At 51.2% G+C, this 26,152-nt stretch carries 23 protein-coding genes; 11 read left to right on the forward strand and 12 right to left on the reverse strand.

Going from position 1 to position 26,152, the window contains the following annotated elements:
- Window positions 1-34: 34 nt before the first annotated feature.
- On the reverse strand, window positions 35-886 hold the full coding sequence (locus I5961_RS20025; RefSeq protein ID WP_085607190.1) for an urea carboxylase-associated family protein: 852 nt from the start codon (window positions 884-886) through the stop codon (window positions 35-37).
- Between the two features lie 175 nt (window positions 887-1,061).
- Here I5961_RS20025 and I5961_RS20030 point away from each other — a divergent pair, with 175 nt between their 5' ends.
- Window positions 1,062-1,619, forward strand: a complete 558-nt coding sequence (locus tag I5961_RS20030; RefSeq protein ID WP_085699980.1) for a TetR/AcrR family transcriptional regulator — start codon at window positions 1,062-1,064, stop codon at window positions 1,617-1,619.
- Here the strand turns inward: I5961_RS20030 and fabF are convergent.
- From fabF to I5961_RS20060, 6 genes are all read right to left on the reverse strand, one after another.
- Complete coding sequence (gene fabF / locus I5961_RS20035) at window positions 1,616-2,890, reverse strand: beta-ketoacyl-ACP synthase II (RefSeq protein ID WP_227233163.1); 1,275 nt, start codon at window positions 2,888-2,890, stop codon at window positions 1,616-1,618. The genes I5961_RS20030 and fabF overlap by 4 nt on opposite strands.
- A 26-nt stretch (window positions 2,891-2,916) precedes the next feature.
- On the reverse strand, window positions 2,917-3,711 hold the full coding sequence (locus I5961_RS20040) for an SDR family NAD(P)-dependent oxidoreductase (RefSeq protein WP_227233165.1): 795 nt from the start codon (window positions 3,709-3,711) through the stop codon (window positions 2,917-2,919).
- A gap of 217 nt (window positions 3,712-3,928) precedes the next feature.
- Window positions 3,929-4,264 (reverse strand): ComEA family DNA-binding protein, encoded by a 336-nt coding sequence (locus I5961_RS20045; RefSeq protein WP_085699974.1) that lies wholly within the window; start codon window positions 4,262-4,264, stop codon window positions 3,929-3,931.
- Window positions 4,265-4,374: 110 nt separating this feature from the next.
- Window positions 4,375-6,369 carry a polysaccharide biosynthesis protein gene (locus I5961_RS20050; protein ID WP_085704507.1) on the reverse strand — a complete coding sequence of 665 codons (1,995 nt, stop codon included), beginning with the start codon at window positions 6,367-6,369 and terminating at the stop codon, window positions 4,375-4,377.
- A gap of 109 nt (window positions 6,370-6,478) precedes the next feature.
- Window positions 6,479-7,507: an MraY family glycosyltransferase gene (locus tag I5961_RS20055; protein WP_085704384.1), complete on the reverse strand. Its 1,029-nt coding sequence runs from the start codon at window positions 7,505-7,507 to the stop codon at window positions 6,479-6,481.
- The gene (locus I5961_RS20060; protein WP_085704382.1) at window positions 7,504-8,475 is read right to left on the reverse strand and encodes a UDP-glucose 4-epimerase family protein; all 972 of its coding nucleotides are present in this window, start codon (window positions 8,473-8,475) and stop codon (window positions 7,504-7,506) included. Before I5961_RS20060 ends, I5961_RS20055 begins: the two co-directional genes overlap by 4 nt.
- A gap of 469 nt (window positions 8,476-8,944) precedes the next feature.
- On the opposite strand from I5961_RS20060, the gene I5961_RS20065 reads away from it, so the two are divergent.
- The 10 genes from I5961_RS20065 (at window position 8,945) to I5961_RS20110 (ending at window position 21,382) form a co-directional block, all read left to right on the forward strand.
- A complete protein-coding gene (locus tag I5961_RS20065; RefSeq protein WP_227233166.1) occupies window positions 8,945-9,925 on the forward strand; it encodes a glycosyltransferase family 2 protein in 981 nt (326 codons plus the stop codon).
- Window positions 9,926-10,116: 191 nt separating this feature from the next.
- On the forward strand, window positions 10,117-10,950 hold the full coding sequence (locus tag I5961_RS20070) for an ABC transporter permease (RefSeq protein ID WP_085704378.1): 834 nt from the start codon (window positions 10,117-10,119) through the stop codon (window positions 10,948-10,950).
- The gene (locus I5961_RS20075; protein WP_227233168.1) at window positions 10,940-12,280 is read left to right on the forward strand and encodes an ABC transporter ATP-binding protein; all 1,341 of its coding nucleotides are present in this window, start codon (window positions 10,940-10,942) and stop codon (window positions 12,278-12,280) included. Before I5961_RS20070 ends, I5961_RS20075 begins: the two co-directional genes overlap by 11 nt.
- A 4-nt stretch (window positions 12,281-12,284) precedes the next feature.
- Entirely contained in the window at window positions 12,285-15,875 is a 3,591-nt protein-coding gene (locus I5961_RS20080) for a glycosyltransferase (protein WP_176247765.1), read from the forward strand.
- On the forward strand, window positions 15,872-16,117 hold the full coding sequence (locus tag I5961_RS20085; protein WP_227233169.1) for a hypothetical protein: 246 nt from the start codon (window positions 15,872-15,874) through the stop codon (window positions 16,115-16,117). Before I5961_RS20080 ends, I5961_RS20085 begins: the two co-directional genes overlap by 4 nt.
- A gap of 18 nt (window positions 16,118-16,135) precedes the next feature.
- Window positions 16,136-17,230 carry a glycosyltransferase gene (locus tag I5961_RS20090; RefSeq protein ID WP_227233171.1) on the forward strand — a complete coding sequence of 365 codons (1,095 nt, stop codon included), beginning with the start codon at window positions 16,136-16,138 and terminating at the stop codon, window positions 17,228-17,230.
- Between the two features lie 75 nt (window positions 17,231-17,305).
- The gene (locus I5961_RS20095; RefSeq protein ID WP_227233172.1) at window positions 17,306-17,761 is read left to right on the forward strand and encodes an acyltransferase family protein; all 456 of its coding nucleotides are present in this window, start codon (window positions 17,306-17,308) and stop codon (window positions 17,759-17,761) included.
- Window positions 17,762-17,886: 125 nt separating this feature from the next.
- Window positions 17,887-18,975, forward strand: a complete 1,089-nt coding sequence (locus I5961_RS20100; RefSeq protein WP_227233174.1) for an acyltransferase family protein — start codon at window positions 17,887-17,889, stop codon at window positions 18,973-18,975.
- 57 nt (window positions 18,976-19,032) lie between these two features.
- Window positions 19,033-20,424, forward strand: coding sequence for a glycosyltransferase (locus tag I5961_RS20105; RefSeq protein WP_085704368.1), 1,392 nt, complete (start codon window positions 19,033-19,035; stop codon window positions 20,422-20,424).
- Between the two features lie 16 nt (window positions 20,425-20,440).
- Window positions 20,441-21,382: an NAD-dependent epimerase/dehydratase family protein gene (locus I5961_RS20110; protein WP_085704366.1), complete on the forward strand. Its 942-nt coding sequence runs from the start codon at window positions 20,441-20,443 to the stop codon at window positions 21,380-21,382.
- A gap of 381 nt (window positions 21,383-21,763) precedes the next feature.
- Here the strand turns inward: I5961_RS20110 and I5961_RS20115 are convergent, their stop codons facing one another.
- Genes I5961_RS20115 through I5961_RS20135 form a run of 5 tightly spaced genes read right to left on the reverse strand, consistent with a single transcriptional unit; the run spans window position 21,764 to window position 26,055 of the window.
- A complete protein-coding gene (locus I5961_RS20115; RefSeq protein WP_227233175.1) occupies window positions 21,764-22,261 on the reverse strand; it encodes a glycosyltransferase family 2 protein in 498 nt (165 codons plus the stop codon).
- A gap of 14 nt (window positions 22,262-22,275) precedes the next feature.
- Window positions 22,276-22,632, reverse strand: coding sequence for a multidrug transporter (locus tag I5961_RS20120; protein WP_085704364.1), 357 nt, complete (start codon window positions 22,630-22,632; stop codon window positions 22,276-22,278).
- Window positions 22,629-23,465 carry a sugar phosphate isomerase/epimerase family protein gene (locus I5961_RS20125; protein ID WP_085704362.1) on the reverse strand — a complete coding sequence of 279 codons (837 nt, stop codon included), beginning with the start codon at window positions 23,463-23,465 and terminating at the stop codon, window positions 22,629-22,631. Before I5961_RS20125 ends, I5961_RS20120 begins: the two co-directional genes overlap by 4 nt.
- Window positions 23,462-24,244, reverse strand: coding sequence for an NAD-dependent epimerase/dehydratase family protein (locus I5961_RS20130; RefSeq protein WP_085704360.1), 783 nt, complete (start codon window positions 24,242-24,244; stop codon window positions 23,462-23,464). Before I5961_RS20130 ends, I5961_RS20125 begins: the two co-directional genes overlap by 4 nt.
- Before the next feature lie 32 nt (window positions 24,245-24,276).
- On the reverse strand, window positions 24,277-26,055 hold the full coding sequence (locus tag I5961_RS20135; protein WP_227233177.1) for a hypothetical protein: 1,779 nt from the start codon (window positions 26,053-26,055) through the stop codon (window positions 24,277-24,279).
- Between the last annotated feature and the right edge of the window lie 97 nt (window positions 26,056-26,152).

Raw genomic sequence — 26,152 nt, forward strand, 5'->3', positions numbered from 1 at the left:
CCGCCTGAATCGGCGGGGTTTGTTTTTATCGCGGCTATTTTTCCCATTCAGCCTTGGCGATGTGCAAGCCATGCAGGCCTTTGTACGCCGCGCGTTCCGGCTGGCTCCAGCCTTCGAGCAGCGCATCGTCCAGACGATAGATTTCCACGCCGAGCGGGCGGCACACGGTCAGCGGATCCTGCGCATCCGGCCCCCACATCGCCAGCGACAGATCACCGCCGGGGCACGTCGACAATGCACACAGCAAGTCGATTTCCGCAAAGAACTCCAGATAGTCACCCTTCTGCGCCGGGCAGGCCTTCATGAAGTACAGGTCATCGTGATTCAGGCCCGTGCACTGGAAGATGTTCAGCACGTCATGCACGTCGAACTCGGTCAGGCCATGGGGCAACACGGCGCGGGTCAGGTTTGAATGGCAGTGATGATGGAAATCCTCGCCGGTGAGCATCTTGTTCACGTAGGGATCACAGCGCGTGCCGAGCAAATCGTGCAGGCGCCCACCGTGCTCGTCGATGCCATAGTCGGCCAGGCTGTCATCGGTGATGGTCACCAGCGGACGAAGAAAAGGCAGGTTCGACCAGAGCCGGTCGTGGGTGCTGACATGGGCGCCCTGCAATTGCCGGGTGCGCGCCGCCCACATCCGTTCACGCGGATCGTGTGCGTTCCACACATTGAAATCGCCCACTTGTGGCCCGACCGGTGTGGTGACACGAAACACATGCCCCGCCGGCACATGCCAGGCACGACCGGTGCGGATCGGCACTTCGAATTGTTCGATCAGTGTGCGCCCGTCCTTGCGGTCGCGAATCCGTTCGTAGAAAGGTGTATTGACCTGTAGCGCCGAGCCTTTGCTGACCTGATAGGCGGCCGGGTAGTCTTTGTACATGATTCTCCTGCTCCTCAAGTGATGGCAACTTTGCAAGCTGCAACCACTATCCGTGCCAACCGTTTATGGTTGTTACGAACTTGTTGGATTCACCGGCAGGCTTTTTAGAAGTAGAAGTACAGTCACCATTCAATTTGCATTGGTTAAGATGGCGGTCTTGTTGCGGAGAGTTTAAATGCGTTACTCGCAGGATCATAAAGCCCAGACCCATCAGCGCATTATCAAGGAAGCGTCCGAGCGGTTTCGCAAGGACGGCATTGGTGCGACCGGGCTGCAACCCTTGATGAGGGCACTGGGCCTGACGCACGGCGGCTTCTATTCGCACTTCGCGTCCAAGGACGAACTGGTGGAAAAAGCGCTGCAAGCTGCCGGCGAGCAGGTAGCGGGGCTGTGCGCGGAAATCTTCGCCCAGGACAAACCGTTGGAGGTGTTCATCGACACCTACCTGTCCGAATGGCACCAGACAAGTCCCCATGAAGGCTGTCCGTTGCTGACCATTTCTTCGGAGCTTGGACTGCGTGGCCAGCCTAGTCCGACCAGCGATTCAGTCTTGAAGGCTCGCCTCGACCAGATCGAAGGCACCCTTGAAGGCGAGAACGCCGCCGAACGCAGCATCGTCATCATGGCGACACTGGCCGGGGCGCTCCTGCTGTCACGCAGTGTTGCGGATGCCGAATTTGCGCAGCAGATCCTCGACGTCACCCGCGAACACCTCAAGCGCTCCGAAGGCTAAGCCTGCCAGCGCTTGAACAGCACGCTGGCATTGACCCCACCGAAGCCGAAGCCGTTGGATAACGCATACTCGATCGGCATCGACCGCGCCTGACCGTGGACGATGTCCACGCCTTCGCTCGCCGGATCGGGATTCTCGAAGTTGAGCGTTGGCGGAATGGTTTGATCGCGGATCGCCAGCAACGTGAAAATCGCCTCCAGACCTCCCGCCGCACCCAGCAAATGCCCCGTCGCGGATTTGGTCGAGGTCACGGCAATCTCGTTCTGGGTCCCGAATACCGATTTAATCGCGGCCAGTTCACCGAGATCACCCACTGGCGTCGAGGTCGCATGTGCGTTCAGATGTTGCACCTGATCCGGCGTGACACCAGCCTGGGCCAGCGCCAGAGTCATCGCCCGGCGTGCACCGCTGCCGTCTTCCGGCCCGGCGGTCAGGTGATAGGCGTCGGCGCTGGTGCCATATCCGACCAGTTCGGCTAATGGCTGCGCCCCCCGTGCCAATGCGTGCTCAAGTGATTCGATCACCAGCAGCCCCGCACCCTCGCCCATCACGAAACCGTCGCGCCCGCTGTCGAACGGGCGTGAGGCGCGCTCAGGCGTCTCGTTGTAGCCGCTGGACAAGGCCCGCGCCGCCGCGAATCCGGCAAGGCTGACGCGATCGATGCATGCTTCCGCACCGCCGCACACGGCAATATCGGCCTCGCCGACATGAATCAGCCGAGCGGCATCACCGATCGCCTGCACGCCGGCGGCACACGCCGTGACCGGCGCACCGAGCGGGCCCTTGAGACCGTGCTGGATCGAGACATGGCCCGCCGCAAGGTTGACCAGAAACGAAGGGATAGTGAACGGTGACAAGCGACGCGGACCACGGCTGTCGGTGGTGCGAACCGCATCGGCGATTGCACCGAAGCCGCCGACACCTGAGCCGATGATGGTGGCCGTGCGTTCCTGAGCGTGGGATTGCGTCGGGTGCCAGCCCGCCTGTTCAAGCGCCTGCCGTGCAGCCTCCATCGCGAACAGAATGAAACGATCCATTTTCTTCTGTTCTTTGGGCGGCGTGGCGCGATCCGGATCGAACCCCGCTTCGGCGTCCTCCTCCATTGTCGGCACCACGCCGCCGACCCGCGTCGGCAGATCGGCAATGACCGCTTCCGGCAGGTTTCGCAATCCCGACCGCCCGGCCAGCAAGCGCTGCCAGACAACTTCGACGTCGCTTCCCAAGGGCGATACCAGGCCCATACCCGTGACAACTACTCGACGCTGATCCATATCGGGTTGACCTCTCACGAATCAATTTACTTGTAACGGCTGGCCGCCGAACTGTGGGACAGATTCGGGGCCATTACATGACGCGCGGCGACAAAGGCTTGCCATTCCCCGGCATCGGGCAGCGAAGGAATCGTGACGAGTTCGCCCTGATCCAGACCGGACAGCGCAGCATCGACCATCTCGCCCGCCTCCATGACCATTTCCGCCGGAATACCGCTGGCATCGAAACCGGAGCGATCCCAGATTTCGGTGCGTGTCACACCGGGCAATACCGCTTGCACCTTGACCCCGGTGCCTTCGAGTTCGGTATTGAGCGATTGAGTCAGGCTTAGCACGTAAGCCTTGCTGGCGCTGTAGGTGGCGTTGAAACGTTCGGGGAATAAGGCAACCACCGATGCAATGTTGATGATCGTGCCACGCCCGGCGCGGGTGAACGCCGAGGCTGCTGCGGCTGCCAGCCGGGTCAGGGTTGTGACGTTCAACTGGATCAGTTGCTCCAGCACCTCGGGATCGGCGTTGGCCAGCAAGCCGTTTACCGCTACGCCCGCATTGTTGACCAGCAGGCTGATACTGGAGTCGCTGCGCAGGCGCTGCTCAAGCTTGAGCACTTCATTCTTCTGGGTCAGATCGGCTTTCAGGACTTCGACCTGAACGCCATGTGCGTCCCGAAGCTTGCTGGCCGCGGACTCCAGACGCTCCTGATCGCGAGCCACCAGCAACAGATCAAAACCACGTGCCGCCAACCGCTCGGCATACACCGCACCAATGCCGGAAGAAGCGCCAGTGACCAGCGCCGTGCCTTGGGATTTCGGGGAATTCATGACGATACTCCTGGAATGCGTGAGGAATGAGCGACCGCTGAAAAGCAGAGGGCTTCAGTGGCGACTGAAATTATTATAGGCATAATCTCAAAGCAATATGATAGCCGTAATTTTCTATTTTCCGACGGAAAGGCTGTCGTCCTTCTGCGATGTACCCAAGAATCGGGAACCAAAAAGGGCCGGTCAATGACCGGCCCCTTGGCGTTGAACAATCAGCTTAGTTCACTTCCAGCTTGTCGCGATTGCGATCCAGGATCGCCTTGCCGATACCTTTCACCTCAAGCAATTCGTCCACCGATGCAAACGGCCCGTTTGTTTCACGATAAGCAACAATCGCTTTCGCCTTGGCCTCGCCCACGCCTGCAAGTTCCTTCTGCAGAGTGGCCGCATCGGCACCGTTCAGATCGACCTTCTGATTTTCAGAAGCGGCTGACGCGTCCATCACCACAGGCGCCCTGTTCGTTTCGGTAGACGCCAGAGGCGCAGCGATTGCGGCAATCGAGGCGCTGGTCAGCAAGGCAAAAATCAGGGAGTAGAAATAACCGGTACGCATAAGTGACGCTCCATCATCAATTGAGAAAGCAGCTTTTCCGAAGCTGCTCTCCAAACTTAGGCGATGATGGGAGCCTGTCAAAAACGTGTCCGTTACAGGATGTGAAACAATCAGGGTTCGAGACGGCGCTGCTGGTAGATCCAGTCAACGATTTCGCCGTCAGGGGTGTAGCCGCTGACGGTTTCGCGCAGAATCTGGCGGACGCGGGAATAGTCATCCGCATCGACAGCAGCGAGCAGCTCTCCCAACCGGGATTTAAGAACATCCCAAGGCAAGTGATCCTCACTGGCGGTCATAATCATCGGATGCGGCGTCGCGGCAACGTTGTCGCCAATCAGCAGTTCTTCGTAGAGCTTTTCACCCGGGCGCAAACCTGTGAACTCGATGGAAATGTCGCCCTGCGGATTGCGCTCGGAACGAATACTCAAACCGGACAGATGAATCATTTTCTCGGCCAGTTCCACGATTCTCACCGGCTCGCCCATATCCAACACGAACACATCGCCACCCTGCCCCATGGAGCCCGCCTGAATCACCAGTTGGGCGGCTTCCGGGATCGTCATGAAGTAGCGGGTGATTTTCGGGTGTGTGACCGTCAGCGGACCGCCGGACTTGATCTGACTGTGAAACAGCGGGATTACGGAACCGGACGAACCCAGCACGTTGCCGAATCGGACCATGGTGAAGCGGGTCTTGTTGACCCGGGAGACGTTGGCTGCGTCACCAAACAATACCGGCGCCACCTCACGACTCAGCGCCTGGAGAGTCAACTCTGCAAGACGTTTCGTGCTACCCATGATATTGGTCGGACGGACAGCCTTGTCAGTCGAGATCAATACGAAATTCGAAACGCCTGACTGCAAAGCGGCTTGCGCAGTATTAAGCGTACCAATCACGTTGTTCAACACACCTTCAGCAATGTTGTGCTCGACCATCGGTACATGTTTGTAGGCCGCTGCGTGATAGACCGTGTCGACCCTCCAAGATTTCATCACGTCGAGAAGCTTTTGAGAGTGCCGGATCGAACCGAGTATCGGCAGTAACCGGACAGGGATCGATTCGCGACTGCCACGCTGTTCGAGTTCAGACAGAATGCTGTAAAGGTTGAATTCGCTGTGTTCGAACAGAATCAGGGTAATCGGTCCCAGCGCAAAGATCTGACGGCACAACTCAGATCCGATCGAGCCTCCCGCCCCCGTCACCATCACGGTCTTGCCCTTGATGCAACGCTCCAAAAGGTCAGGCAACGCAGGAACAGCATCACGCCCCAACAAGTCGCCGATATCTACTTCTTGAATATCTTCGACCCTGACCCGACCACTGGCCAGGTCGGTAAAGTTAGGAACACTTCGAACATGTAGTGGAAAGCCTTCCAGAACGTTCAGGATTTCCCTGCGTCTTGCCCGGGTCGAAGAAGGCAAGGCGAGAAGAATTTCCTGCGCACCAGTAACATCAATCATTTGTTGAATATGTTTGGGTTTGTAGACCTGCAATCCTGAAATGGAGCGATCGGAAATACCCGGATCATCATCGATAAATGCTACCGGACGCATGACACGCCCCATGCGAAGGGCCGCCACCAACTGATTTCCGGCAACGCCGGCGCCATAGATGGCTACCTTGGTCAAACCATCATCGCGATTGGTAAAGGGAACGTGCTGGGCGGCAGTGAACCAGTCGCCCATGAAATATTGACGCATCAGCAGGCGCAGGCCGCCGATGATCACCATGCTCACCCACCAGTAATTGAAGATTATCGAGCGAGGAACGACAGTTTCGTGATTGCTGTACCAGTAAACAATCAACGCCAGAATTAACGATGAAAGGCTGACGGCCTTGATGATCGCAACCAGCGCATCATTGCCGAAGTAACGCATCACAGCCCGGTACATACCAAAACGAATGAACAACGGAATAGCCACGAAAGGCGCCGAGGCAAACAACCAAAGATGAACACGCAGCGGGTTGTACATGTCATCGATGCCAAGACGAACGATAAAGGCCAACCAGAGTGCCAGCCACACCAATACTATGTCGGTGGCGACCTGAATCAGCCTTTTACGACGCCGGGGCAAACCCAGCAAATACGTTCTTACCTTGTCCATCATCCCGTCAAACACCTCAGCACTGTTCCTTTCAACTGACCTTACTATCACGCCTTCCCCTCAATGAGAGAGGGAGTAACACAGCATAACCAAACAGTAACATTGTTTTTCACGTGTTTGACGACCGGCTCTCCAACTGCCCTGCCTCGTACCTCACAGCCAGCCAAACAAGAGGCAAGTAGGCCAGGATCAGAACCAGGGCACCATCCCAGTGAAAAACGACGACTCCCAACGCGAGTGGCAACAACCACAGCAAATTGATCAAACCAACCGTCAATGTTACTGGCAAGTGAGCGCCATGGACGCGTGACGCAAACTGATAGGCATGACTGCGATGCGCCTCATAAACCTTATCACCACGTATGAGGCGTCGCAGCAAAGTGAATGTGGCATCAACAATGAAAACCCCCAGTAGAATCAGCCACCCCCATAACAACCCGGGACTGTTCCAGGCCGCCTGCAAAGACATAAGCCCTAACACGATGCCAAGAAAGCCGCTGCCCGCATCGCCCATGAAAATTTTTGCCGGCGGGAAATTCCAGCATAGAAATCCCGCTACGCATGCGGCAAGCATTACGGATGGCCAGGCGACATCGGCTGCTCCACTGACCCAATAAAGAAGTGCGGCACCTAAACAGACACTCATCGCTTCGATACTGGCGATCCCATCGATACCATCCATGAAGTTGTAAAGGTTGAGCATCCATACCAGATAAATCACGGCCAGAAGATGTCCGCTCCATCCGGAATCAAGGGTGAAACCGAAGAGTGTCACAGGCGCAAGCCCACCCAGCCAGTAAACGCCCCAACCTGCGGCCACAAAATGCGCAAGCAATCGCCACCGAGCTGCAATGTGTCCGTGGTCATCAAGAAAACCGATGACAGCGATGACTCCGCCTGCTCCAAGGAATGCCACAAAAGCGTCGAAAGAGATCAGTTTCCAGCCATACATCAACCCGAGTGCAGCGAGGAAGCTCAGGACGATCGCCACACCGCCCCCACGAGGCGTCGGCATGGAATGGGAACTGCGATCATTGGGAACATCGAGAAGGCTACGAGACATCGCATAACGGCGCAATGTGGCGGTAAGTACAAAAGAAAGACCGGCCAGCGCCGGAGCAAGCCAACAAAAGTTCATTGTGATTGCGATTCCAGATAAGACTGAACGGTAGTTCTGATTCCGTGATCCAGACTAAAGGGTGGCACCCATCCCAAGAGCTGTCTGTTTTTGCTTATATCAACTTGAAGGGATCCGAAGAGACGCTGAGCGAGCGCATCCTTTCCAACAAGCTTCGCCCCAAATCGCATCAAGACTACGGGGAAAGAAATAAGCCTTGCCGGCTTGTTCAACGCATGACTGATTTTTCTTAGCAACTCAGTGGTGGAGACATCGGCCCCATCACTTGCAAGGAATGTCTGATTTGCCGCCCCGGGATGATCAAAACAAGTGACGATCAGGTCGATCAGATTATCAAGGCTTACCAGGCTGCGTTTATTGTCGACTGCACCGAATGGCAGCGGCACACCACGTTCCAGCCAGCGAATCATGGTGAGAAAATTGGCCTTTACCCCTGGGCCGTAGACCAGTACCGGACGAATGATGACCAGCTCCATTTCCGTCGAAGCAACGAATTCAGCAAGCGCCTGTTCTGCTTCATGTTTGGAAAGACCGTAGGGATCGGCGGGCGAAGCCGGGTCGTTTGCAGTAAACGCTACCCCTGGCGCAGTGTTCTCACCATTGACCTTTACGGAGCTTATATAGATAAACCGCCGCACACCTGCCTGCGCAGCCTGTTGCGCCAGATTCATCGTGCCGTCGACATTGACCAGACGGAATTCTGCGAGTGGGTTCCGAGAGGACTCTTCCATTACATGCACCCGTGCAGCAGCGTGAACGACGATATCGACGCCGGACAACGCTTGTCGCCAATCTTGCTGAGGTGTAAGACCCTCGATCGGGAAAGTTTGTACTGATGACGGCAGATCCGCAGCCTGGCGCCTTGATGCTGTACGCAGAACGTAACGATTCAAGGGAACCAATGTCCTTAACAAGGCGCCGCCCAGAAAACCTGATCCACCTGTAACAAGTAGGGTACTTGCGCTCATTAATCTCGTTCTTCTCAAGCATAATCATTTAAAAGCGAACCTGAAGGCTCAAGTCCTGGAGCGCTCCCCTGGATGCCAGTATCCACAGCGCTCCGCAAAAGGTGCAACCCACAGCTGGCATGTCTTCAAGACCGGCGGGGTTGATAAGGGTAAAGCCTTACAATTTTCAGCGTCACTGGATGAGGAACATCATGAAATCCCTTGGTGAAGACTTCATGCGATCAAAGCGGTGAATCGATATCTTACCTGATAGCGGGTCGTCCGCCGGTCAATCTCCCTGCTCCATGGCAGTCAGGCACTATCAAGCACAAGCGCATTTTCGCTACAATGCCCGTTTTGATTTGGGTCATTCGATCTAGTATGTGCGTTGCATTCAGCAATCATGCTCTCGTTGAAAACCTTTCTGACCTTCGAGTCATTTTTGCAATGGAGTGCTAGGTTGCTTAACCCTTTACCACCAGATCATCAAGTGGACGCCACCTCCCAAAGCCAAAGCAGGCATACAGATACTCTTCTTGGATCTTCGTCTAAAAGCGTTGCAGTGCTTATGTGCACGTATAACGGTCAGCGCTTTCTCGCCGAGCAATTGACGTCCATAGGGCGTCAGACCCACGACAACTGGACAGTCGTGATATCGGACGATGGTTCGACTGATAAGACCCTCGAGGTTATTGAATCGTTTGCCAATCGCCTCGATCAAATCGGTAAAGTCAGCGTCGTGCAAGGGCCTAAACGGGGATTTGCAGCCAATTTCCTGACTTTAGCCTGTCGTAAGGAAATCCAGGCAGATTTCTATGCCTGGTCTGATCAGGACGATATCTGGCAGGAAAATAAAATTGAAACAGCTTTGGACTGGATCAAGACAATTCCTTCCCAGGTACCTGCGCTCTATTGCGGAAGAACCCGAGGAATGGACTCGCAGGGCACCCCCCTCGAATGCTCACCTCTTTTCTCTCGCCCCCCAGCCTTTGCCAATGCACTCGTGCAGAGTCTCGCGGGTGGCAACACCATGGTATTCAACCAAGCAGCGCGGGAGCTGTTCATCAGTGCGGGGGAGCAACTGGATATCGTTTCTCATGACTGGTGGGCCTACCTGCTGGTGACCGGTGCGGGCGGCCAGGTGTTCTATGACGCACAACCGTTCGTTCTTTACCGGCAACATGAAGACAATCTTGTAGGCTCGAATTCAGGCTTTACAGCACGGCTGTCCCGGTTGCGCATGATGCTCAAGGGTCGATTCTCGAACTGGACCGAGCAAAACATCAACTGCCTGGGCTCAGCACACCACCTGCTGACAGTCGAAAACCAGCAAATACTGGAGCGGTTTCGCCTGGCAAGGCAGAGCCCTCTTCCACGCCGCCTGGTGGGGCTATTGCGTGCTGGTGTCTACCGACAAACATTGCCAGGCAATATCGGACTGTTCCTCGCAGCCATTGTGAGGGGCATTTGACCGATGAACAAAACACGAGTGTTGCATTCCATAATCGTCAACGCATGTCGATGCACGAGCCTCGGCGAGCATGAAACGGGAGAGACTTCTACGCGATCCCTGGATCGGCCATCGTCCCCAACGCACGAAATATTCAGCGCCGCTCATAAAATTTTTCGACATAAAGAACGGCTGCCATTGGAGCTATTGCCTTGAACATGCATGATTCATTTCCAACGTCGCCCCTGAGAATGTTGACGAGTGCGATCAGGAATCGCCAGTTGATCATTCAACTGACGAAACGGGAAATTTCTTCTCGCTACCGCGGTTCTGTCGGAGGCGTGGCATGGTCATTCATAAACCCGCTGCTGCTGCTCGCGATATACACGTTTGTATTTTCAACAGTATTCAATGCCCGGTGGGGAGGTGGCGCGGCCACAGGCTCCAAAGTCGATTTCGCGCTGATCCTTTTTACCGGCCTCATCATTCATGCATTCTGCGCTGAGTGCATAAATACCGCGCCGAAACTGATCACGAGTAATGTCAACTTTGTAAAAAAAGTGGTTTTCCCTATTGAAACCCTCGCACCGACTTCCGTACTGAATGCGTTGTTTCATCTATGTGTCAGCCTTTCAGTCCTTTTGGTTGCGCAAATGGTATTCAACCATTCGATTCCACTTACTGCGCTCCTTTTTCCGCTGGTCCTGCTCCCGTTGATTCTGATGGTGATCGGTCTGTCCTGGATCCTGTCCGCGCTCGGCGCCTATATTCGCGACATAGGCCAGGTAACCGGCATGGCAGCAACGGCCCTGCTGTTCCTTTCACCTGTTTTCTACCCGATCAGCGCCCTGCCGGAAGAGTACCGTGGCTGGCTCTACATCAACCCCCTGACGGCCATCATCGAGAATGGCCGTGCAACCCTGCTTTTCGGTCAAATTCCCGACCTGCATACACTCGGCACAAGCTACATCGTCGGGATCGTCATTTGCTGCCTCGGCTTTGCATTCTTTCAAAAAACTCGCGCAGGCTTTGCTGATGTCCTCTAAAGATGTTGCCATTCACGTCAATGGCCTCTCAAAGCGTTTCAACATGTATGAGAAAGCACACGACCGCTTGCTCCAGATGATCCTGCCATCGAAAAAGCTTCACCATGAATTCTGGGCGCTGAAGGACATAAACTTTGAAGTGGCACGTGGTGAGTCCGTGGGCATCATTGGCAAAAACGGATCGGGCAAGTCCACACTCTTGCAGATCATTTGCGGCACGCTCACGCCAACTACCGGAACGGTCAATGTTGACGGGCGTATTGCCGCACTGCTTGAGCTTGGTTCCGGGTTCAATCCGGAGTTCAGCGGGCGGGAAAACGTTTATCTGAACTGTGCGATTCATGGCCTGAGCCGAAGCAAGACCGACGAACTGATGGACGACATCCTGTCATTTGCGGATATCGGGGAATTTGTTGACCAGCCCGTCAAAACCTACTCAAGCGGCATGTTTGTACGCCTGGCATTCTCTGTGCAGGCCAACCTGAAACCCGAAATCCTGATCGTCGACGAAGCTCTCGCCGTCGGCGATGCGCTGTTTCAGAAACGTTGCTATGAACGCATTGAAAAGCTCACAAGCAGCGGAACTACTCTGCTGTTCGTTTCTCACGATGAAGAATCCGTTCGAACTTTGACACAGCGAGCAATTTTTTTATCGAACGGCAAAATCGAAAGCATTGGTTCATCGGCTGACGTCATTCTCGACTACCGCAGAAACCTGCACGAACAGGAAAGTCTTTACCTGCAACAGCTGACCAAAAGTCTTTCCGATAAAGCGGTTCAGCATCAGAAAGACAGCGGCCAGACAGAGAAGGCTGAATCGAAAACAGCGGATCGTTTCTCTTTCGGGAATCAGGACGCGGAAATTCTGGATGTCAGGGTTCTCAACGCAGCAGGCGAGGAAACTCAGGTTTTTTACGCAACAGACATCGCCGTCATTCGGGTCTCTTTCCGTAGCAATGTGGATCTTGAGCATCTAAACGTCAGTCTGCGTCTACGCAACAAGGAAGGCGTCAAGATTTACTCGTGGGGCACACTGAATCAGGACATGGCCATTGCCGCCAACCTGGCAACGGGCGAAACATTCTGGAACAAGACGTTCTCCGCAGGCACGGAATCATCGGTGGACTTTCAATTTGAATGCAGCCTGGGCGCCAACCTTTATGAAATTCAGGCGGCCGTTTCCCAGGAAGGCAAACCTTACTACGCAGAACAACGCATTCTCCATTGGAGAGACGAAGCAGCATTCTTCACGGTGGCAACCAAGCCACGGGAGTATCACTTCGGCGGTGTATTGGATCTTCGCATGAAAGCAAATGAAATTAAGGGCTGAGCCTATGACTATCTCTGACACAAACATTTGCTCGGCCGCCGAAGCACACACGACCTCGCTGACAGCGGGAGAGCGCGCACAACTGGTGTCGCAGGTACTTTCCGCCTGTGGCAATGGCAACCTGCTGCATATCGGCCTGCCTGATACAGAACTGCTACGCTCGTTCCTGTTGGAAGGCGTCCAGGTTTCCAGCGTTTACCCGGGAGCCGAAGTCGGCAATTACAATGCCCAGCTACCGGGTCGATTCATCGAATGGAAGAGCGACGATCTGCCATTGGGCGATGAGAGCTATTCGACGGTTCTGATCACCACCCGTGCTGACGACATTGAATTGTCGCTTCAGCGCTTGGCCATTGAGGCGACAAGAGTTTCTCGGCGCAATATTTTCCTGTTCCTGGATACTCGCACTGAACCCGATACGAAAGAGGCTCGCAAAGCCTGGGAAATGGTGTTTTTCGACAACGGCGCTCGAAAACATCCGGCCTACTATCGCGTCAACGATTACCAATCCCTGCAATACGAACAGGGCAAAATCGCGATTCCACTTGAAAAACTGCCCAAGGAAGCCGCAGCCATTTATCCATTGGAAGCGCTTAAAGAAGAGCGCGACCTGCATATGGACATGACGCGCGAACCTGGCAGTCGCTCCGATGGCCATATCATTCGCTACTTGCTGGCAAGTCGTTATGTGCGCAATGGCGACCGTGTCCTGGATGCGGCCTGCGGACTGGGCTATGGCGCCTATACCCTGTTCAATTGCTCGGACGCCAGTTCGATCCTGGGTGTTGACGGAAGCAACTACGCGATCAAATACGCAGAAAAGAATTTCTCCGCCGTCAATCCACAACTGACCTTCAAAGAAGGCTGGTTGCCGGAAGCATTGAACGATATTCCGGACAACTCAATCGACCTGATCACATCATTTGAAACACTGGAGCACGTTCCGGACCCGGTCGGCCTGCTTGCCGAGTTCTACCGCGTCCTCAGCCCTTCAGGGCGAATTGTGCTTTCTGTTCCAAATGACTGGTCCGATGAAACCGGAGAGGATCCGAACGAATTCCATTTCCATGTCTATACGTGGGAACGCATTCTCAAGGAACTTGAGAAGGACTTCATTGTTGAAGCGGCGTACGCTCAGACCGCCGATCAATACAAACCGAAAATCAACAACTCCTATGAATGGGCAGTCGGCGTTCGTGAAATGTACGAAGTCGACACCAAGACACTGATCGAAAAAGATCCGTCTTGCGAATGGTGCATTCTGGTCGGGATGAAATCGCCGACACTGGGTGCGACAGTGCCTTACCGTGAAAGCACGTATGACCTTTATCCGGAAAATCCCGAGTGGAAAGTCACGCGCTTCGACGATTACGCCAACCCCTGGCTGGTAAAAGGACTGGTCACGATAGGTGACCGCATCGAGGATCGTCAGCAACTGCTTGAACTGTCCCGCGAAGCAGCCAGTCAGGCGTCGTCGACATCTCCCGATCTCGGCGCGGCGCTCTGCATTCAGGCCTATCAGCTCCTGCAAGCTTCAACGCTGACGGTGAGCGAGTTGGAAGTGTTTGCCCAAGGCACCGACACATACATGAACCAACTCGACCATTCCCCCCAGCAATTGCGCTGGAAAGTGTCGCTGGCGTTCGTCATGGCTCAACTCTGGCAGGTCGTCGGCAATACGGCTCGCGCTATCGAACTGTATGAACGCTGCGTGGCATACGACTGCTTGCAGTACAGCCCGACACTGATCACCAAGCAGATTCGATCGTACCTGAATCTTGGCTTGATCGAGTCGGGCGCAGGCAACTATCAAAAGGCTGTGGAGTATTGGCGTGCAGGTGTTGCCGGCGCAGAAAAAGCGCTTGGTGCAGACTGGCGCTCGTCAATCGGTTCGCTCGACAAACCGACTGATTTCGGCCTGTCCGAGCTCGGTGCCATTGTCGAGCTCGCCTCCTCATGCGCTTATGCCTTACGGTATGTTTCCAACGCTCAGAATCGCACCCCGCAATGGTGGCACCAACACCTTCGCGACCGCGACTCTCAATTGTCGAAAGTACCAGGTATCGTCGCCGAAACCGCGCGTCTGAATAAGGTGATCCTGCAGAAGGATGCGGCACTGCAGTCCATTATTTCAGACGCCAGCAAGGCCGCTCTGGAAGAGGCCAGGGCGGCAGCCAATGCAGCTCGGGAAGAGGCCAATGCAGCTCAAGAGCAGATCAACGCCCTGAACCAGCACCTGGAGCAGAAAAACGCGATTGTCCAGCTGCTGAATGCTGAAGTTGCACAGCGTGAACAACGCTTGCAAACCATTGCCCGGAGCCGTTTGTTCCGTTTGAGTCAAGCGTTTGCAGCTCAGCCCAGCGACCTGAAAAAATACCTTCGCGTGGCTTACGTACTGGCTTCCTTGGTGACACCAACACCGGTTCGACGCTTGCTGAGTCCGGCAGTTTCAGCTCTGAAGAAAAATCTCAAGCGCGAACCTGCCGCCACGCAGGTCACCGAAAAGACTTTCGACATCAACCAAGACACCTACATCGTCAAGCAACCGACCTCGCTCAACGCAGCAAGGCCGCAAGTGCTGCATGTGATTGCGAACTTCATGACCGGGGGCTCCTCTCGTCTGGTGGTGGACATCTACGAGTACCTGGGCGGTCGGTTCGATCAAAGCATCCTGACCAGTTTCGCACCAAATCCAGCGGCTTATTCCGGTATTACCATCAAGGAAATCAAACTGTCTGCAGATGAAGCGCCTTTTGTCGAATATCTGCAGACCTTGCAGCCAGACGCCATCCACATGCACTACTGGGGTGATTGCGACGAACCCTGGTATGACCAAACCATGCGCGCTGCACAACAACTCGGCATTCCAGTCATTCAGAACATCAATACACCCGTGGCTCCCTATGTATCGCCGGCCATCAAGCGGTACGTCTATGTCAGTAACTATGTGCGCAATGTATTTGGTACTGCCGAGGCACCGAACGCAACGGTATACCCTGGCTCTGACTTCTCAATCTTTGAAGCCGACGCTCCCAACCAATCGGCGACCGACACAATTGGCATGGTTTATCGACTGGAGACGGACAAACTCAACGCTGATTCCATTACGCCGTTCATCAAAGCCGTACAAAAGCGCCCTCAGACTCGCGTACTGATTGTCGGCGGCGGCAGCCTGATGGAGACGTTCAAGGAAGCAGTAAACGCTGCGGGGTTGACCGATAACTTTGAGTTCACCGGCTATGTGGCTTACGGGCAACTGCCGGACCTGTACCGCCGTATGAAATTGTTTGTGGCACCGGTCTGGAAAGAAAGCTTCGGCCAGGTCAGCCCTTTCGCAATGAATATGCACGTTCCCGTCGTCGGGTACGACATTGGTGCAATCGGTGAAATTGTCGACGATACAAGCTTGCTGGCACCTTACGGTGACGCAGACAAACTGTCGGACATCATCGTCAACCTGCTGGATGACAGCGCACGTCGAACCTTGATTGCCAACCGCCACAGCGAGAGAGCGCAGGCTCACTTCTCGATCAAAGCAATGATTGAGAACTACGACCAGATCTATGCCGAGACCCTGGCGGAAACCAAACAATGAAGATCGTATTTTTTGTGCACTGTTTCTTTCCTGACCACTTCTACGGAACAGAGACCTATACGCTGGAACTGGCCAAGAACTACCGCAACTGGGGACACGAGGTGGTCATCGTCAGCGCCTTGTTTCAGGGTGAACCCGCGGCAGCGGAGCTGATTACTGCCTATGAGCATGAAGGCTTTAAAGTTGTCCTTATCGACAAAAACAAAATCCCTCATGCCAACATCAAGGAAACGTACTACTAGGCAGAAATGCGCCCGGTCTTGACCGATATCCTCTCCGACTTGAAACCGGACATCGTTCACGTCACGCACTTGATCAACCATACCAGCGCCTTGCTCGAAGCCACCAAGGCTTTGGGCATTCCAACCTATGCAACTTTCACGGACTTTTTCGGCTTCTGCCTGACCAATAAGCTGGAAGCCGCCGATGGTGCACTTTGCGCAGGCCCGTCCAGGACTCGCAGCAACTGCGTGGCGTGCTACTTGAAAGAGACGGCGCGCACCTCGAAAGACGGTTGGATCAAATACGCAAATAATGGCACTTCAGCAAAATTGATCGCGAGCGCTGTCACCGCCCTACGAAAACTGCCGGGCGTGAAAAACAGTGTTTTCGATAAAACGATCGACTACATCGCAGAGCGACCTGACATCCTGGGTGCCCTCTACAACGGTTCTTACGCGGGAGCCGTCGCCCCAACCACCTTTTTAAGGGAAGCCTACGTCAAAAACGACATCAAGGTACCTATGAAAACCTTGTGGTTCGGCATCGACGTCGATCGTACACCGAAGCCGGTACGAGACGCCGACCACATACCCGTGATTGGTTTCATTGGCCAGATAGCACCGCACAAAGGTACAGATTTGTTGATTGATGCCTTCAATCGATTGCCAAAAGGCAGTGCACGATTGTTGATCTATGGGCCGACCGATCAGGATCCGGCATACATGGAAGAGCTGAAAGCCAAAAGCGCCGGCACACAAATCGAGTTCCGCGGCGTTTTCGAGAGCAAGGACATGGTCAACATCCTGCGTGACATGGACACTTTAGTGATTCCTTCGCGCTGGTATGAAAACAGCCCGCTGGTACTGTTGAACGCTCTCGCAACCCATACCCCGGCACTCGTTTCGGATGTGCGCGGGATGACGGAGTTCGTTGAAGCCGGCGTAAACGGAGAGATCTTCGATCGTGGCAGCGCAGAAGACCTGTATCGAAAGCTGTCGGCCTGGGTTGCCAACCCGAAAGTCCTCTATGACCTGGCGAAAACCACGAACTACGAACGGACGCCGGAATTAATGGCGAGGGAAACATTTGCCATGTATTCAAAAACAGCAGCTGCGTCTAACAAGATAGCTTGATCAACGAGGGCCAAGGAGGGCCCTGACAAGTTTTTTAAAATTCGCATCAAATATCAAGCTCACAGGATTCATGTTATGCATGCGACAGTAAAACTTGACGCCCTGACATCATTACGTTTTTTTGCCGCCGCGATGATTGTATTGGGGCATACTCACGGCGCCTTCGGTTCACTGGGTCTGGCAACTACATTATCCTTGGCACAAGGTGTATCTTTCTTTTTTGTACTTTCCGGCTTTATCCTTGCTTATAACTACCCCTCTCTATCATCGCGCCAAGAACTCTCCCATTTCTTTAAAGCCCGAATTGCACGTATCTGGCCAGCACATATTGCAGCAATCATTTTGCTTTACCTGCTCACGTCAGGTCTCAACCTCGGAGGATTGACACATTTACAGGCTGCCTTCACTGCTGTAGCAAACATATTTCTAATTCAATCACTTATACCGCTAAGAGATGTGTATCTGACATTTAACGGTGTCGCCTGGAGCATCTCTACGGAGATGTTTTTTACTTCAGCTTTCCACTTCTAATTTCCAGCCTTATACCGGGATGGAAAATAAAAATACTGTTTTTAGGTACAATCGCGGCGTTGTTTTTCGGATTCGCCGTTGCCTGGAACCTCCCAGCAGACGATGGAGCCCCCCAAGTCAGCCTGATGGGATTACTTTACGTAAATCCGCTTGTCCGAATCGTCGAGTTTTTTGCGGGAATTCTCGCTTGTGGCGTATATAAAACAATATATCACCGCATCAAGAGCGAAACAGGCGTCCTTTTTTCCGTAATCGAATTACTGGCCATCTGCTTGGCAGTAGTCGCCATGTGGCTGACCCCCAAGCTTATAATGTATATTGGAATTCACAGCACTTTCGGAAGTGTCATAAATTATTACTTGATCAAATCGGGGAGCTTCCCGGTATTTGCAGCTTTAATTGTTATTTTCGCCTTGGGCAAAGGAATATTTTCAAAAGCGCTCTCCGCCCCTTTTCTGGTACTGCTGGGTGAAATAAGTTTCTCTCTGTACCTGGTACACATGACAATATTTCAGTGGTACCAGTCCAACATCTTGTACTTCAGTCATGTTCCGCTCATCGTTCAGACTACAGGTTATTGGGCTATTGCCCTTTCTATGGCTTTTCTCATGCACAAAGCAGTAGAAAATCCGTGCCGCAAGTTTATTCTTGGCATCAACAAAACCACAGTTTCAAACGCGCTGTCCTCAGCTTACAACGTCCGCTCACTTGCTTATCTCGTAACAGCAAGTGCTCTGATCCTGGCGCTTAACACACTACCTGCGGCGTTTGCCCCTAGAGGTTGCCAGTCGGATGAATGCACCTCGCTGGTAAGAAACCATGTTTTAAACAACTCACCTATATTTGGTGAAAACCTGCGTCTTATTGCTGCAAAGTCTCTGAAAAACGACTCAGGCAGTAACACTATCGAACTGGCGTTCGAACTGATAAAACCTCTTCCCAAGGGATATATACTGGCTGTTCACCTCTTGGATAAAGACGCGCAGATTCTCGACAAATCGGATTCGGCACTCTCGAAGTCTGAAAAATTGAGGCCCGGCGATCAATGGGAAGAAGTTGTTACTCTAAAATCAGGTTTAGACAAACCCATGCCGGAAATGCTGGGGTTGGCGATATACTCGGATCCCGCCAGCCCTATAACAGTACATGACACTCGCTCTGACTATAATGGGCGCCGAGCACTACTACAACTTTCGAACATTCAGACGAATTGAGAACTACGACCTTGGTAAAAATGACTGGATATATCGACATGGACATCGTTGCTTATCATGCACAGTGATTTGGCTATTGCCAATGGCAAACGCATTCTATTGTGCGCCCATCAATTTTTCCCGCATTTTTCTGCTGGAACAGAAGTGCTTACCTTGTCGACCGCTCAAGCGTTAAAAGAAGAAGGTTATGCGGTAGAAATTGTAACTGCACAGCTTGGGGCGCAAGATACGCTGAGAACCCGCTCCTATAATCACAAGGGCTTCACAGTACATCAGTTGGAGATTCCTTACATCGCAGGAAAATTCTCCAGCACAATTGTAGTGAACGAATACAACAACCCATCGGTATACACGCCATTCAAGAATCTGCTCGAGCAGATCAAACCGGATCTGGTGCACTTCTTCCATCTCAAGAATCTGACTTTATCGGCGCTTCAGGCCTGCATTGATAGCAAGATTCCGACGGTGTACACGCCCACAGATTATTGGATCAACTGTCGCTCCTGCCAGTTGGTTAAGCCATGGGGCAAAAATGAATGCCCCGGGCCAAGCTTATTGGCCGGAAACTGCCTCAAACACATAGTCGTGAACAACAGAAGGGGTATTGTTAGAAAGATTTCAGCGATGACTCCTCAGCTCCTGTTTTCAACAATAGTGGCCCTTGCCCCCGCGTTTGTAAGAACACGACTGAGGAGTGCCGCTCAGGCGATGACCGATTTACGCGATCGAGAACAGACCATTTCCCAAGCGCTGCTCAAAATCGACCAGATCCTCCCGCCGACCCAATTTATAGAGAATTTGCTCATCAGTGCCGGGGTCCCACAACAGAAGATCAGACGACTAAAATACGGGATTCAGCCTCCGATCATTTACCCGGTCGCGCCGGACTTGATCAATACAGCGAAAAAACGCGCTGCAATCGGCTTCATTGGAACGCTGTCTGATCATAAAGGCTGCCATGTACTTATACAGGCAATCAAATTAATCCCCAATATCGATGCCGACTTTCTAATTTACGGCGACATTCAACAAAACCCTGATTACCTGAAAAAGCTAAAGTCTATTTCTCAAGGCGACCCCCGAATACGCTTCGTGGGAACTTTCCCTCATGAAAATATCGGCAATATTTTGAGCACATTGGATGTACTCGTCATACCCTCAACCTGGAGGGAAAACGCTCCATTGGTTCTTTTGAATGCTTTGGCTTGTGGCACCCCTGTGATTGCCAGCGATGTAACAGGCATAACTGAATATCTTGGAGAGGAGGACAATGTAACCGTCTTCAAGCCTGGGAACGCCCAAGAGCTGGCCCAACAGCTTAAGTCGTACCTTGCATTGGGTGGTGAGCCAGCCCACAATCGGGGCGCAGGAAGGATAGCGGGTGAACCACTGCACGCCTATGTCAGCGTACTGTCGGGCGTTTATGCGGACCTCATCCAAATCTCATGAAAAATTGGAATAAATTATGAAGTACGTAATCTTTGGCGGCGGGGGCTTCATCGGCTCGAACATAGCAGACAAGCTCCTCGAAGAGGGGCACAGCCTGCGTATTTTCGAGCGACCACGTGTCCCGCCGTACCGCACGTTTGAATCCCATGAGGACGTTGAATGGATCTCTGGAGATCTTCAGAGCAAACACGACCTTGAAGAAGCAATCCGGGGCGTAGATGGCGTACTCCACCTGGTATCTACTACCCTACCTAAATCGTCTAACGATGATCCAATTTATGACATTCAAACTAATGTCATCGCAACTCTAAACATGCTGAATGTCATGGTAGAGCAAAAAGTAGAGCAGATCGTCTTTATTTCATCTGGAGGAACGGTTTATGGCAAACCTATCCAGTGCCCACTACCGGAAAGTCACCCTACCGATCCAGAAGTTTCTTACGGCATCAGCAAACTGACTATTGAAAAATATCTATATCTGTATAAGAAGCTTCACAATATCAAACCGGTAATTTTAAGGGTTGCCAACCCTTATGGTGAAAGACAAAGAATTGAAACTGCACAAGGAGCAATCGCCGCCTTTGTTAGCAGAGCTACAGCAGGAAAAGCGATAGATATATGGGGTGATGGTTCAGTCACAAGAGACTATATATACATAAAAGATATCGCCAATGCTTTTTCAAAAGCCCTTCAATACAAAGGTTCAGAAACAATTTTCAATATTGGCTCAGGTGAAGGAACTTCACTCAACACCTTGATCGGGCTTATTGAGAGCATAACTCACAACGTGGTGGAATGTAATTTCTCACCCGCAAGAGCTTTTGATGTTCCCATCAATGTACTTGATTGCTCACTTGCAGAAAGAGAACTGAACTGGAAGGCAGAGTTCAGCCTTCACGAAGGTTTAACACAAACAATAAACTGGTACATTGATAGCCTGAAATCTACCGGAAAATAATATAACGCTTAATATCCAAACGGGGTAAGAAGCAATCTTTACCCCGCTTTACAAATCAATATCAAGAACACTATTTCGGGTTGTAGTAACCACTGCATGCACGAAACAATACGGCCAAAACTGCAAAATTCCCCTTCATGCCGTTAATTTTTGTCGGAACTTTGCCGACAGGGTAACGCCTTACCGTTGCCAACTCTTTGCACCAAAATCCGAGTTTGGGGGCTATATAACTCAGATAGGCAAGCAGTTCATATGTCATAAAGACACTACGAAATGGTGAAATTCTAGTATCCAAGAGCATTTTCCGACTATAAGCGCGGAAACCTTGAGTAGTGTCGGTCCATTTAAACCCTGAAGAAATACTTAGTAAGGGTGCATGAATCAGCCGGATGGCCAGATCTCTGGATTTCGGCGTATTTTCAGCAAGTCCCCCTCCAGAAATCTGGACGCTTGAACGAAATCAACTCCTTTCTCCAGCTCGCTAATGAATCTCGGGATCGCTTCTGGATCATCCTTATCATTACCGTCGATAGTTACAATTCCGTCATAGCCCTGATCAAGAGCGAAAGCATATGCGCAACGTAACTGCGCACTCAGCTTCCCTGGACCGCGCTTGATCAACAAACCGCGAACGTTATTATTATGCAAAAACTCTAGAGCGAGAGAGTTATCCGTACTCCCACCATCCACAATAATGACATCTGCGATCTCACTGATATTCAGATGTGTCATTCTTTCAAGAAGATTTCTAATTCGATCACCTTCGTTAATGACGGGAATCACAACACACCAAGGTTTTACACGCCCCTGCCAAAAGGCTTCCTCGTACGCCGGCACCTCCCAACTGAAACGCTCATCAACCATTTTGTCTACTTTCATGTTCGTTATTACCATTAAGTCGAGCGAAGTGTGATCAAAAACACACCGACAATTACTAATACTATTCCAGCTATTGTAGTGGTATGAAACGGCTCTCTAAAAATAACCACAGAGGAAACAGCGACCGTTGCAACTGCACCGGCTGTAAGAACAGGGTGCGCTATATTCAGTGGTAGGCGCGCTAGCGCGGCTGCATACAACAGGAATGCAGCGCCGTACAATCCCAAGCCAAGCCAAAATGGCCAGTTCGCCAACGCCGCGAGCGGGTCAGTAAACGAAGGAAACTTACGCGGCGCCATCATGGCCATTTTAATTAATACACTGGCGGATGCATTAGACAAAATCCCTACGATCAAAATAAGCCATTTCATGATAAACATCCGGAGATATTTTCTCGATAGCAACCGACAGCAATGCCCAAGGCACGCTCAATCGATACAATATTTGGCTCGTTTTTTTGACCTAACATCTCGATACAGACTATATGTTTCGGTAAGTAATCGTGAAGTGCACGGCTCATCACTTTATGGTCAGTGGCACCATCGCCAAGCGGGACCAGGTTGGGCTCACTGGAGTGAACATGGCCAATCAGATCAGCAAACTGCTCCAAAGCCGTTGAGGGCTGTTCACGAGTAATCGTCAACGCTCCAGTATCAAACTGCATCTTGATGAATGGATGATCGACTTCGCGGACGACCTGCGCGGTTTCAGCACTGGTTACCATATAGTTTGCACCATAGCAGACAGGGTTCGGCTCCAGGCATAGAGTGGTGCCATACTCTCCGGCTACGTCTCCGAGTTTTCGGAAAAAAGGAATTGCAATTGAGGCGGCTTCCGCATCCGTTAATCCGCTGCGATCCCTGTTTTTGGGGGATCCAAAAACCAAATGCTTTGCACCCAGCCCTTCCCCGATCCGGCATATATTAGACAGATGCTTGATCATCTCACTTCTACTTTCATCTGTGCCGAATACATTTAATCCGGTAGTTCCGAAAAGCAAGGACTGCATGCCGACTATTTCAATGCCCCTAGAATTCCACCAATCTCTGACACTCGATATGTCTGAACTTCGAGCTTTGGCAGGTTCCGAAAAATACTTACTCGGAGCCACATCTATAGCATCAACCGAAAACCTGTTCAATATACTCGCAACAGCTTCGTCGTGTTCAACGCTCCAAGCTATATTTGAAATGGAAATCCTCATAGAGCAGACCCCTTGGTCTTTGGCTCGGATTGCGCGTAAGCTCTGACCGCCTGAATTGTTTCACGATAACTATATTGATAATTACTTTTCACACCGAAAAGACTAGCATGTATAGTTCGCATATCGTAAACAGGGGATGGCTTATCATTAGTATTCTGAAATTCCACGCCGAAACCGGATTTTGATATATCACCAACCGATATGGGAGCAGCTGTCAGATGAACAAGCTTTAGATTTGCATTAACTGCTATCGATATATCGTACCAAAGGTTAACCATAGGATAAAATTGAAAAACCGCATTACTGTCGATAGACTCAACATTATTATTATTCAAAAAATCATAAATAACATTTTTTCGCAACCCCGGTCCTACTAAGCCAGGCAACCTTACAATCAGGTGGTTGGAAAACTGTTCTTCTACAAATTTCTCAAGTAGCCGTCTATGAAGACCATAGGGATGAAGGTCAATCTCGTTAATCTGTGTATTTTCATCGACAGCTACTGCATGCATGAAAACATCTACTGTACTTATCAAAATAAATTTTTTACATTTTAAGCTCTTGAGAATATCAATAAGCCCCAGTATGTTTTCTAGGTCAGCTTCAGGTCGGGAGTTGGCAATCCATTTTTGCGCAGGTGCGCCGGCGCAAACAACAGTGTCAAATTCCTTACCCTGAATTTCAGCAATATTCGTGGAGCGATAAAGAAAATCAAAATGGGTTTGATTTTGCAGTGTTCCTCCGACGAAACCACTGTAACCGATAAGTGCATTAGCCATTCTACCCTCCATTTAAGAAACATTGACCTTCATTACCGAACCTCAATAAGATTCGGGTAGCCATCAAGACTTGGACTTAAGGTCTTACCACTAACTGTCACATTAATAAATTGATCGCTATATTCCAGCGCAGTAACTTTACGAAAGCCAGAGGCGGAAAAATTCAGTCCAACATCAAGAAATAGAGACTGTCTATTTGAAAAATTATTTTTAACGAAAAACCGAACTCCAGAAACTCCATTAACCCAGTTCAAGTCCGTCATATTAAATGCAACGATTTTTTTATTGTTTGCCTGCTTATCAAGAACCATTGAGTCACGCCAAATGATATTTATGGAATTACCCAAAACGGTATACTGGCCAAAATCAATTTTTTCGACACTGTAATTTGGCAGTTTTACCAGGGCCGCGCACGATGCCGCATATTTTGAGGGCCACAACGGCGAGGGCAATTCAAAGCGCTTCCATTCGAAATCCAGATTTTCATATTGATTGGGACTTGATGACGCGCCATTTTTGTATACATGCAGATAAAATGTCTTACTTGTGTCTAACTGACTGCAGTCGTGGGAGTAAAAAGCCAACTCTCCTTGCTGGGTGACTTTCACCATTATACCTACCGAAGTTTTAATCTCACGACCAGGATCCGCCAGTAGATTCGCGAAAGTCTCCTCGAACAACGTTCCACGCTCGTAATTCGCCCCGAACACCACCATCAAAAGCAGTACTAAAATATGACAAACCAATAACGCAGGCTTATAAAATGAGCGCTGCTTCGCCGATTGCCACAGATCCTGAACACAAAGAATTAGACAAGAGATCGTAATATACGCTAACGCTTGAACAAAACCAAAATACCACAGCACGTAGTTTAATTGAGTGTGGATATAAGAGTGGCCTTTAGCTAAGACCAGCCAAGATGCAGAAGCAGCAAAAAACACTAAAAACACAACACTGTTCTTTGCGCAAAACTTCCGACTGGAAATAGATACATAAAGAAGGCCCGCCAAAGATATCAGTATCAGCCACTTAAAAGCAGCACCAGGCAAGTAAAAGAAAAGCTGAGTTTCCCAGACATTAATATAGCGCTGCACTACATCAAATGGAGAGCTTTGAAGCGATGCTTTGAAAACATCATCAAAAGTAGATGGATCACCGTAGGTTCGTCGCTTCACATCTTGCTCGAAAATGTTCTGCAGACCAGCGACGATAGTATCTCCACGCATTCCAGCATGAAGCAATAGTGCAAAAATAAAACCAACCACGCAAAACGAAAACGTTAATAAAAAGAACTTCAGATTGCGACGACAATCAGATTCTTGCCTACTAAAAAACGGTGCAACGATAAATATGGAACAGGCAAATAGAGTAATCGCCGAAAGATATTCATATCCCGCCAAGCTCTTTATAAAAACTGCCAAACCTGTCAGTACGCAGTAGGCCAGTCTTTTGGCATTCCCAATAGACTTGTATGCTAAAGCTGAAAAAACTGCTGGTAAAAACCAAAGCACCGGAACCCAATAAAGATTTCTGGCAAATGCAACGACCCATGGAGAGCTAATCATTACGACAAAAAAAACCAATGCAAAGCGACTACTGTAGACTTTCGAATACAATAGTGAAAGAACACCAACAACTAAAGCAAACAATACAGAATTAATAAGTTGCAACTTATCGATGCTATCAAGACCAAGCAAAGCATATGCCGTTGAAAAGAAAAGTCCCTGAATACCATATTGCGATTTGTAGGGTGAAAAATATATATCTTTACCAGACGCATCTCCGGCAAATACAGGATAAGCGTCCAGCATATTTTTTGCGTAATCAAATTTCTGCCCAATCGAGATAAAACCTATATGGGCACCATCTTTGGCAAGTCCGGAGTTATCAGCCGTAATCCCCCTAGGA

It is taken from the genome of Pseudomonas sp. IAC-BECa141 (assembly GCF_020544405.1).
Taxonomy (GTDB): Bacteria; Pseudomonadota; Gammaproteobacteria; order Pseudomonadales; family Pseudomonadaceae; genus Aquipseudomonas.

Bases quoted from the DNA above. Each gene is read 5' to 3' on its own strand.
- I5961_RS20025 (WP_085607190.1), bottom strand. From the start codon at position 886: ATGTACAAAGACTACCCGGCCGCCTATCAGGTCAGCAAAGGCTCGGCG.
- I5961_RS20030 (WP_085699980.1), top strand. From the start codon at position 1,062: ATGCGTTACTCGCAGGATCATAAAGCCCAGACCCATCAGCGCATTATC.
- fabF (WP_227233163.1), bottom strand. From the start codon at position 2,890: ATGGATCAGCGTCGAGTAGTTGTCACGGGTATGGGCCTGGTATCGCCC.
- I5961_RS20040 (WP_227233165.1), bottom strand. From the start codon at position 3,711: ATGAATTCCCCGAAATCCCAAGGCACGGCGCTGGTCACTGGCGCTTCT.
- I5961_RS20045 (WP_085699974.1), bottom strand. From the start codon at position 4,264: ATGCGTACCGGTTATTTCTACTCCCTGATTTTTGCCTTGCTGACCAGC.
- I5961_RS20050 (WP_085704507.1), bottom strand. From the start codon at position 6,369: ATGGACAAGGTAAGAACGTATTTGCTGGGTTTGCCCCGGCGTCGTAAA.
- I5961_RS20055 (WP_085704384.1), bottom strand. From the start codon at position 7,507: ATGAACTTTTGTTGGCTTGCTCCGGCGCTGGCCGGTCTTTCTTTTGTA.
- I5961_RS20060 (WP_085704382.1), bottom strand. From the start codon at position 8,475: ATGAGCGCAAGTACCCTACTTGTTACAGGTGGATCAGGTTTTCTGGGC.
- I5961_RS20075 (WP_227233168.1), top strand. From the start codon at position 10,940: ATGTCCTCTAAAGATGTTGCCATTCACGTCAATGGCCTCTCAAAGCGT.
- I5961_RS20080 (WP_176247765.1), top strand. From the start codon at position 12,285: ATGACTATCTCTGACACAAACATTTGCTCGGCCGCCGAAGCACACACG.
- I5961_RS20085 (WP_227233169.1), top strand. From the start codon at position 15,872: ATGAAGATCGTATTTTTTGTGCACTGTTTCTTTCCTGACCACTTCTAC.
- I5961_RS20095 (WP_227233172.1), top strand. From the start codon at position 17,306: ATGCATGCGACAGTAAAACTTGACGCCCTGACATCATTACGTTTTTTT.
- I5961_RS20100 (WP_227233174.1), top strand. From the start codon at position 17,887: ATGGGATTACTTTACGTAAATCCGCTTGTCCGAATCGTCGAGTTTTTT.
- I5961_RS20105 (WP_085704368.1), top strand. From the start codon at position 19,033: ATGCACAGTGATTTGGCTATTGCCAATGGCAAACGCATTCTATTGTGC.
- I5961_RS20110 (WP_085704366.1), top strand. From the start codon at position 20,441: ATGAAGTACGTAATCTTTGGCGGCGGGGGCTTCATCGGCTCGAACATA.
- I5961_RS20115 (WP_227233175.1), bottom strand. From the start codon at position 22,261: ATGAAAGTAGACAAAATGGTTGATGAGCGTTTCAGTTGGGAGGTGCCG.
- I5961_RS20120 (WP_085704364.1), bottom strand. From the start codon at position 22,632: ATGAAATGGCTTATTTTGATCGTAGGGATTTTGTCTAATGCATCCGCC.
- I5961_RS20125 (WP_085704362.1), bottom strand. From the start codon at position 23,465: ATGAGGATTTCCATTTCAAATATAGCTTGGAGCGTTGAACACGACGAA.
- I5961_RS20130 (WP_085704360.1), bottom strand. From the start codon at position 24,244: ATGGCTAATGCACTTATCGGTTACAGTGGTTTCGTCGGAGGAACACTG.
- I5961_RS20135 (WP_227233177.1), bottom strand. From the start codon at position 26,055: ATGCTGGACGCTTATCCTGTATTTGCCGGAGATGCGTCTGGTAAAGAT.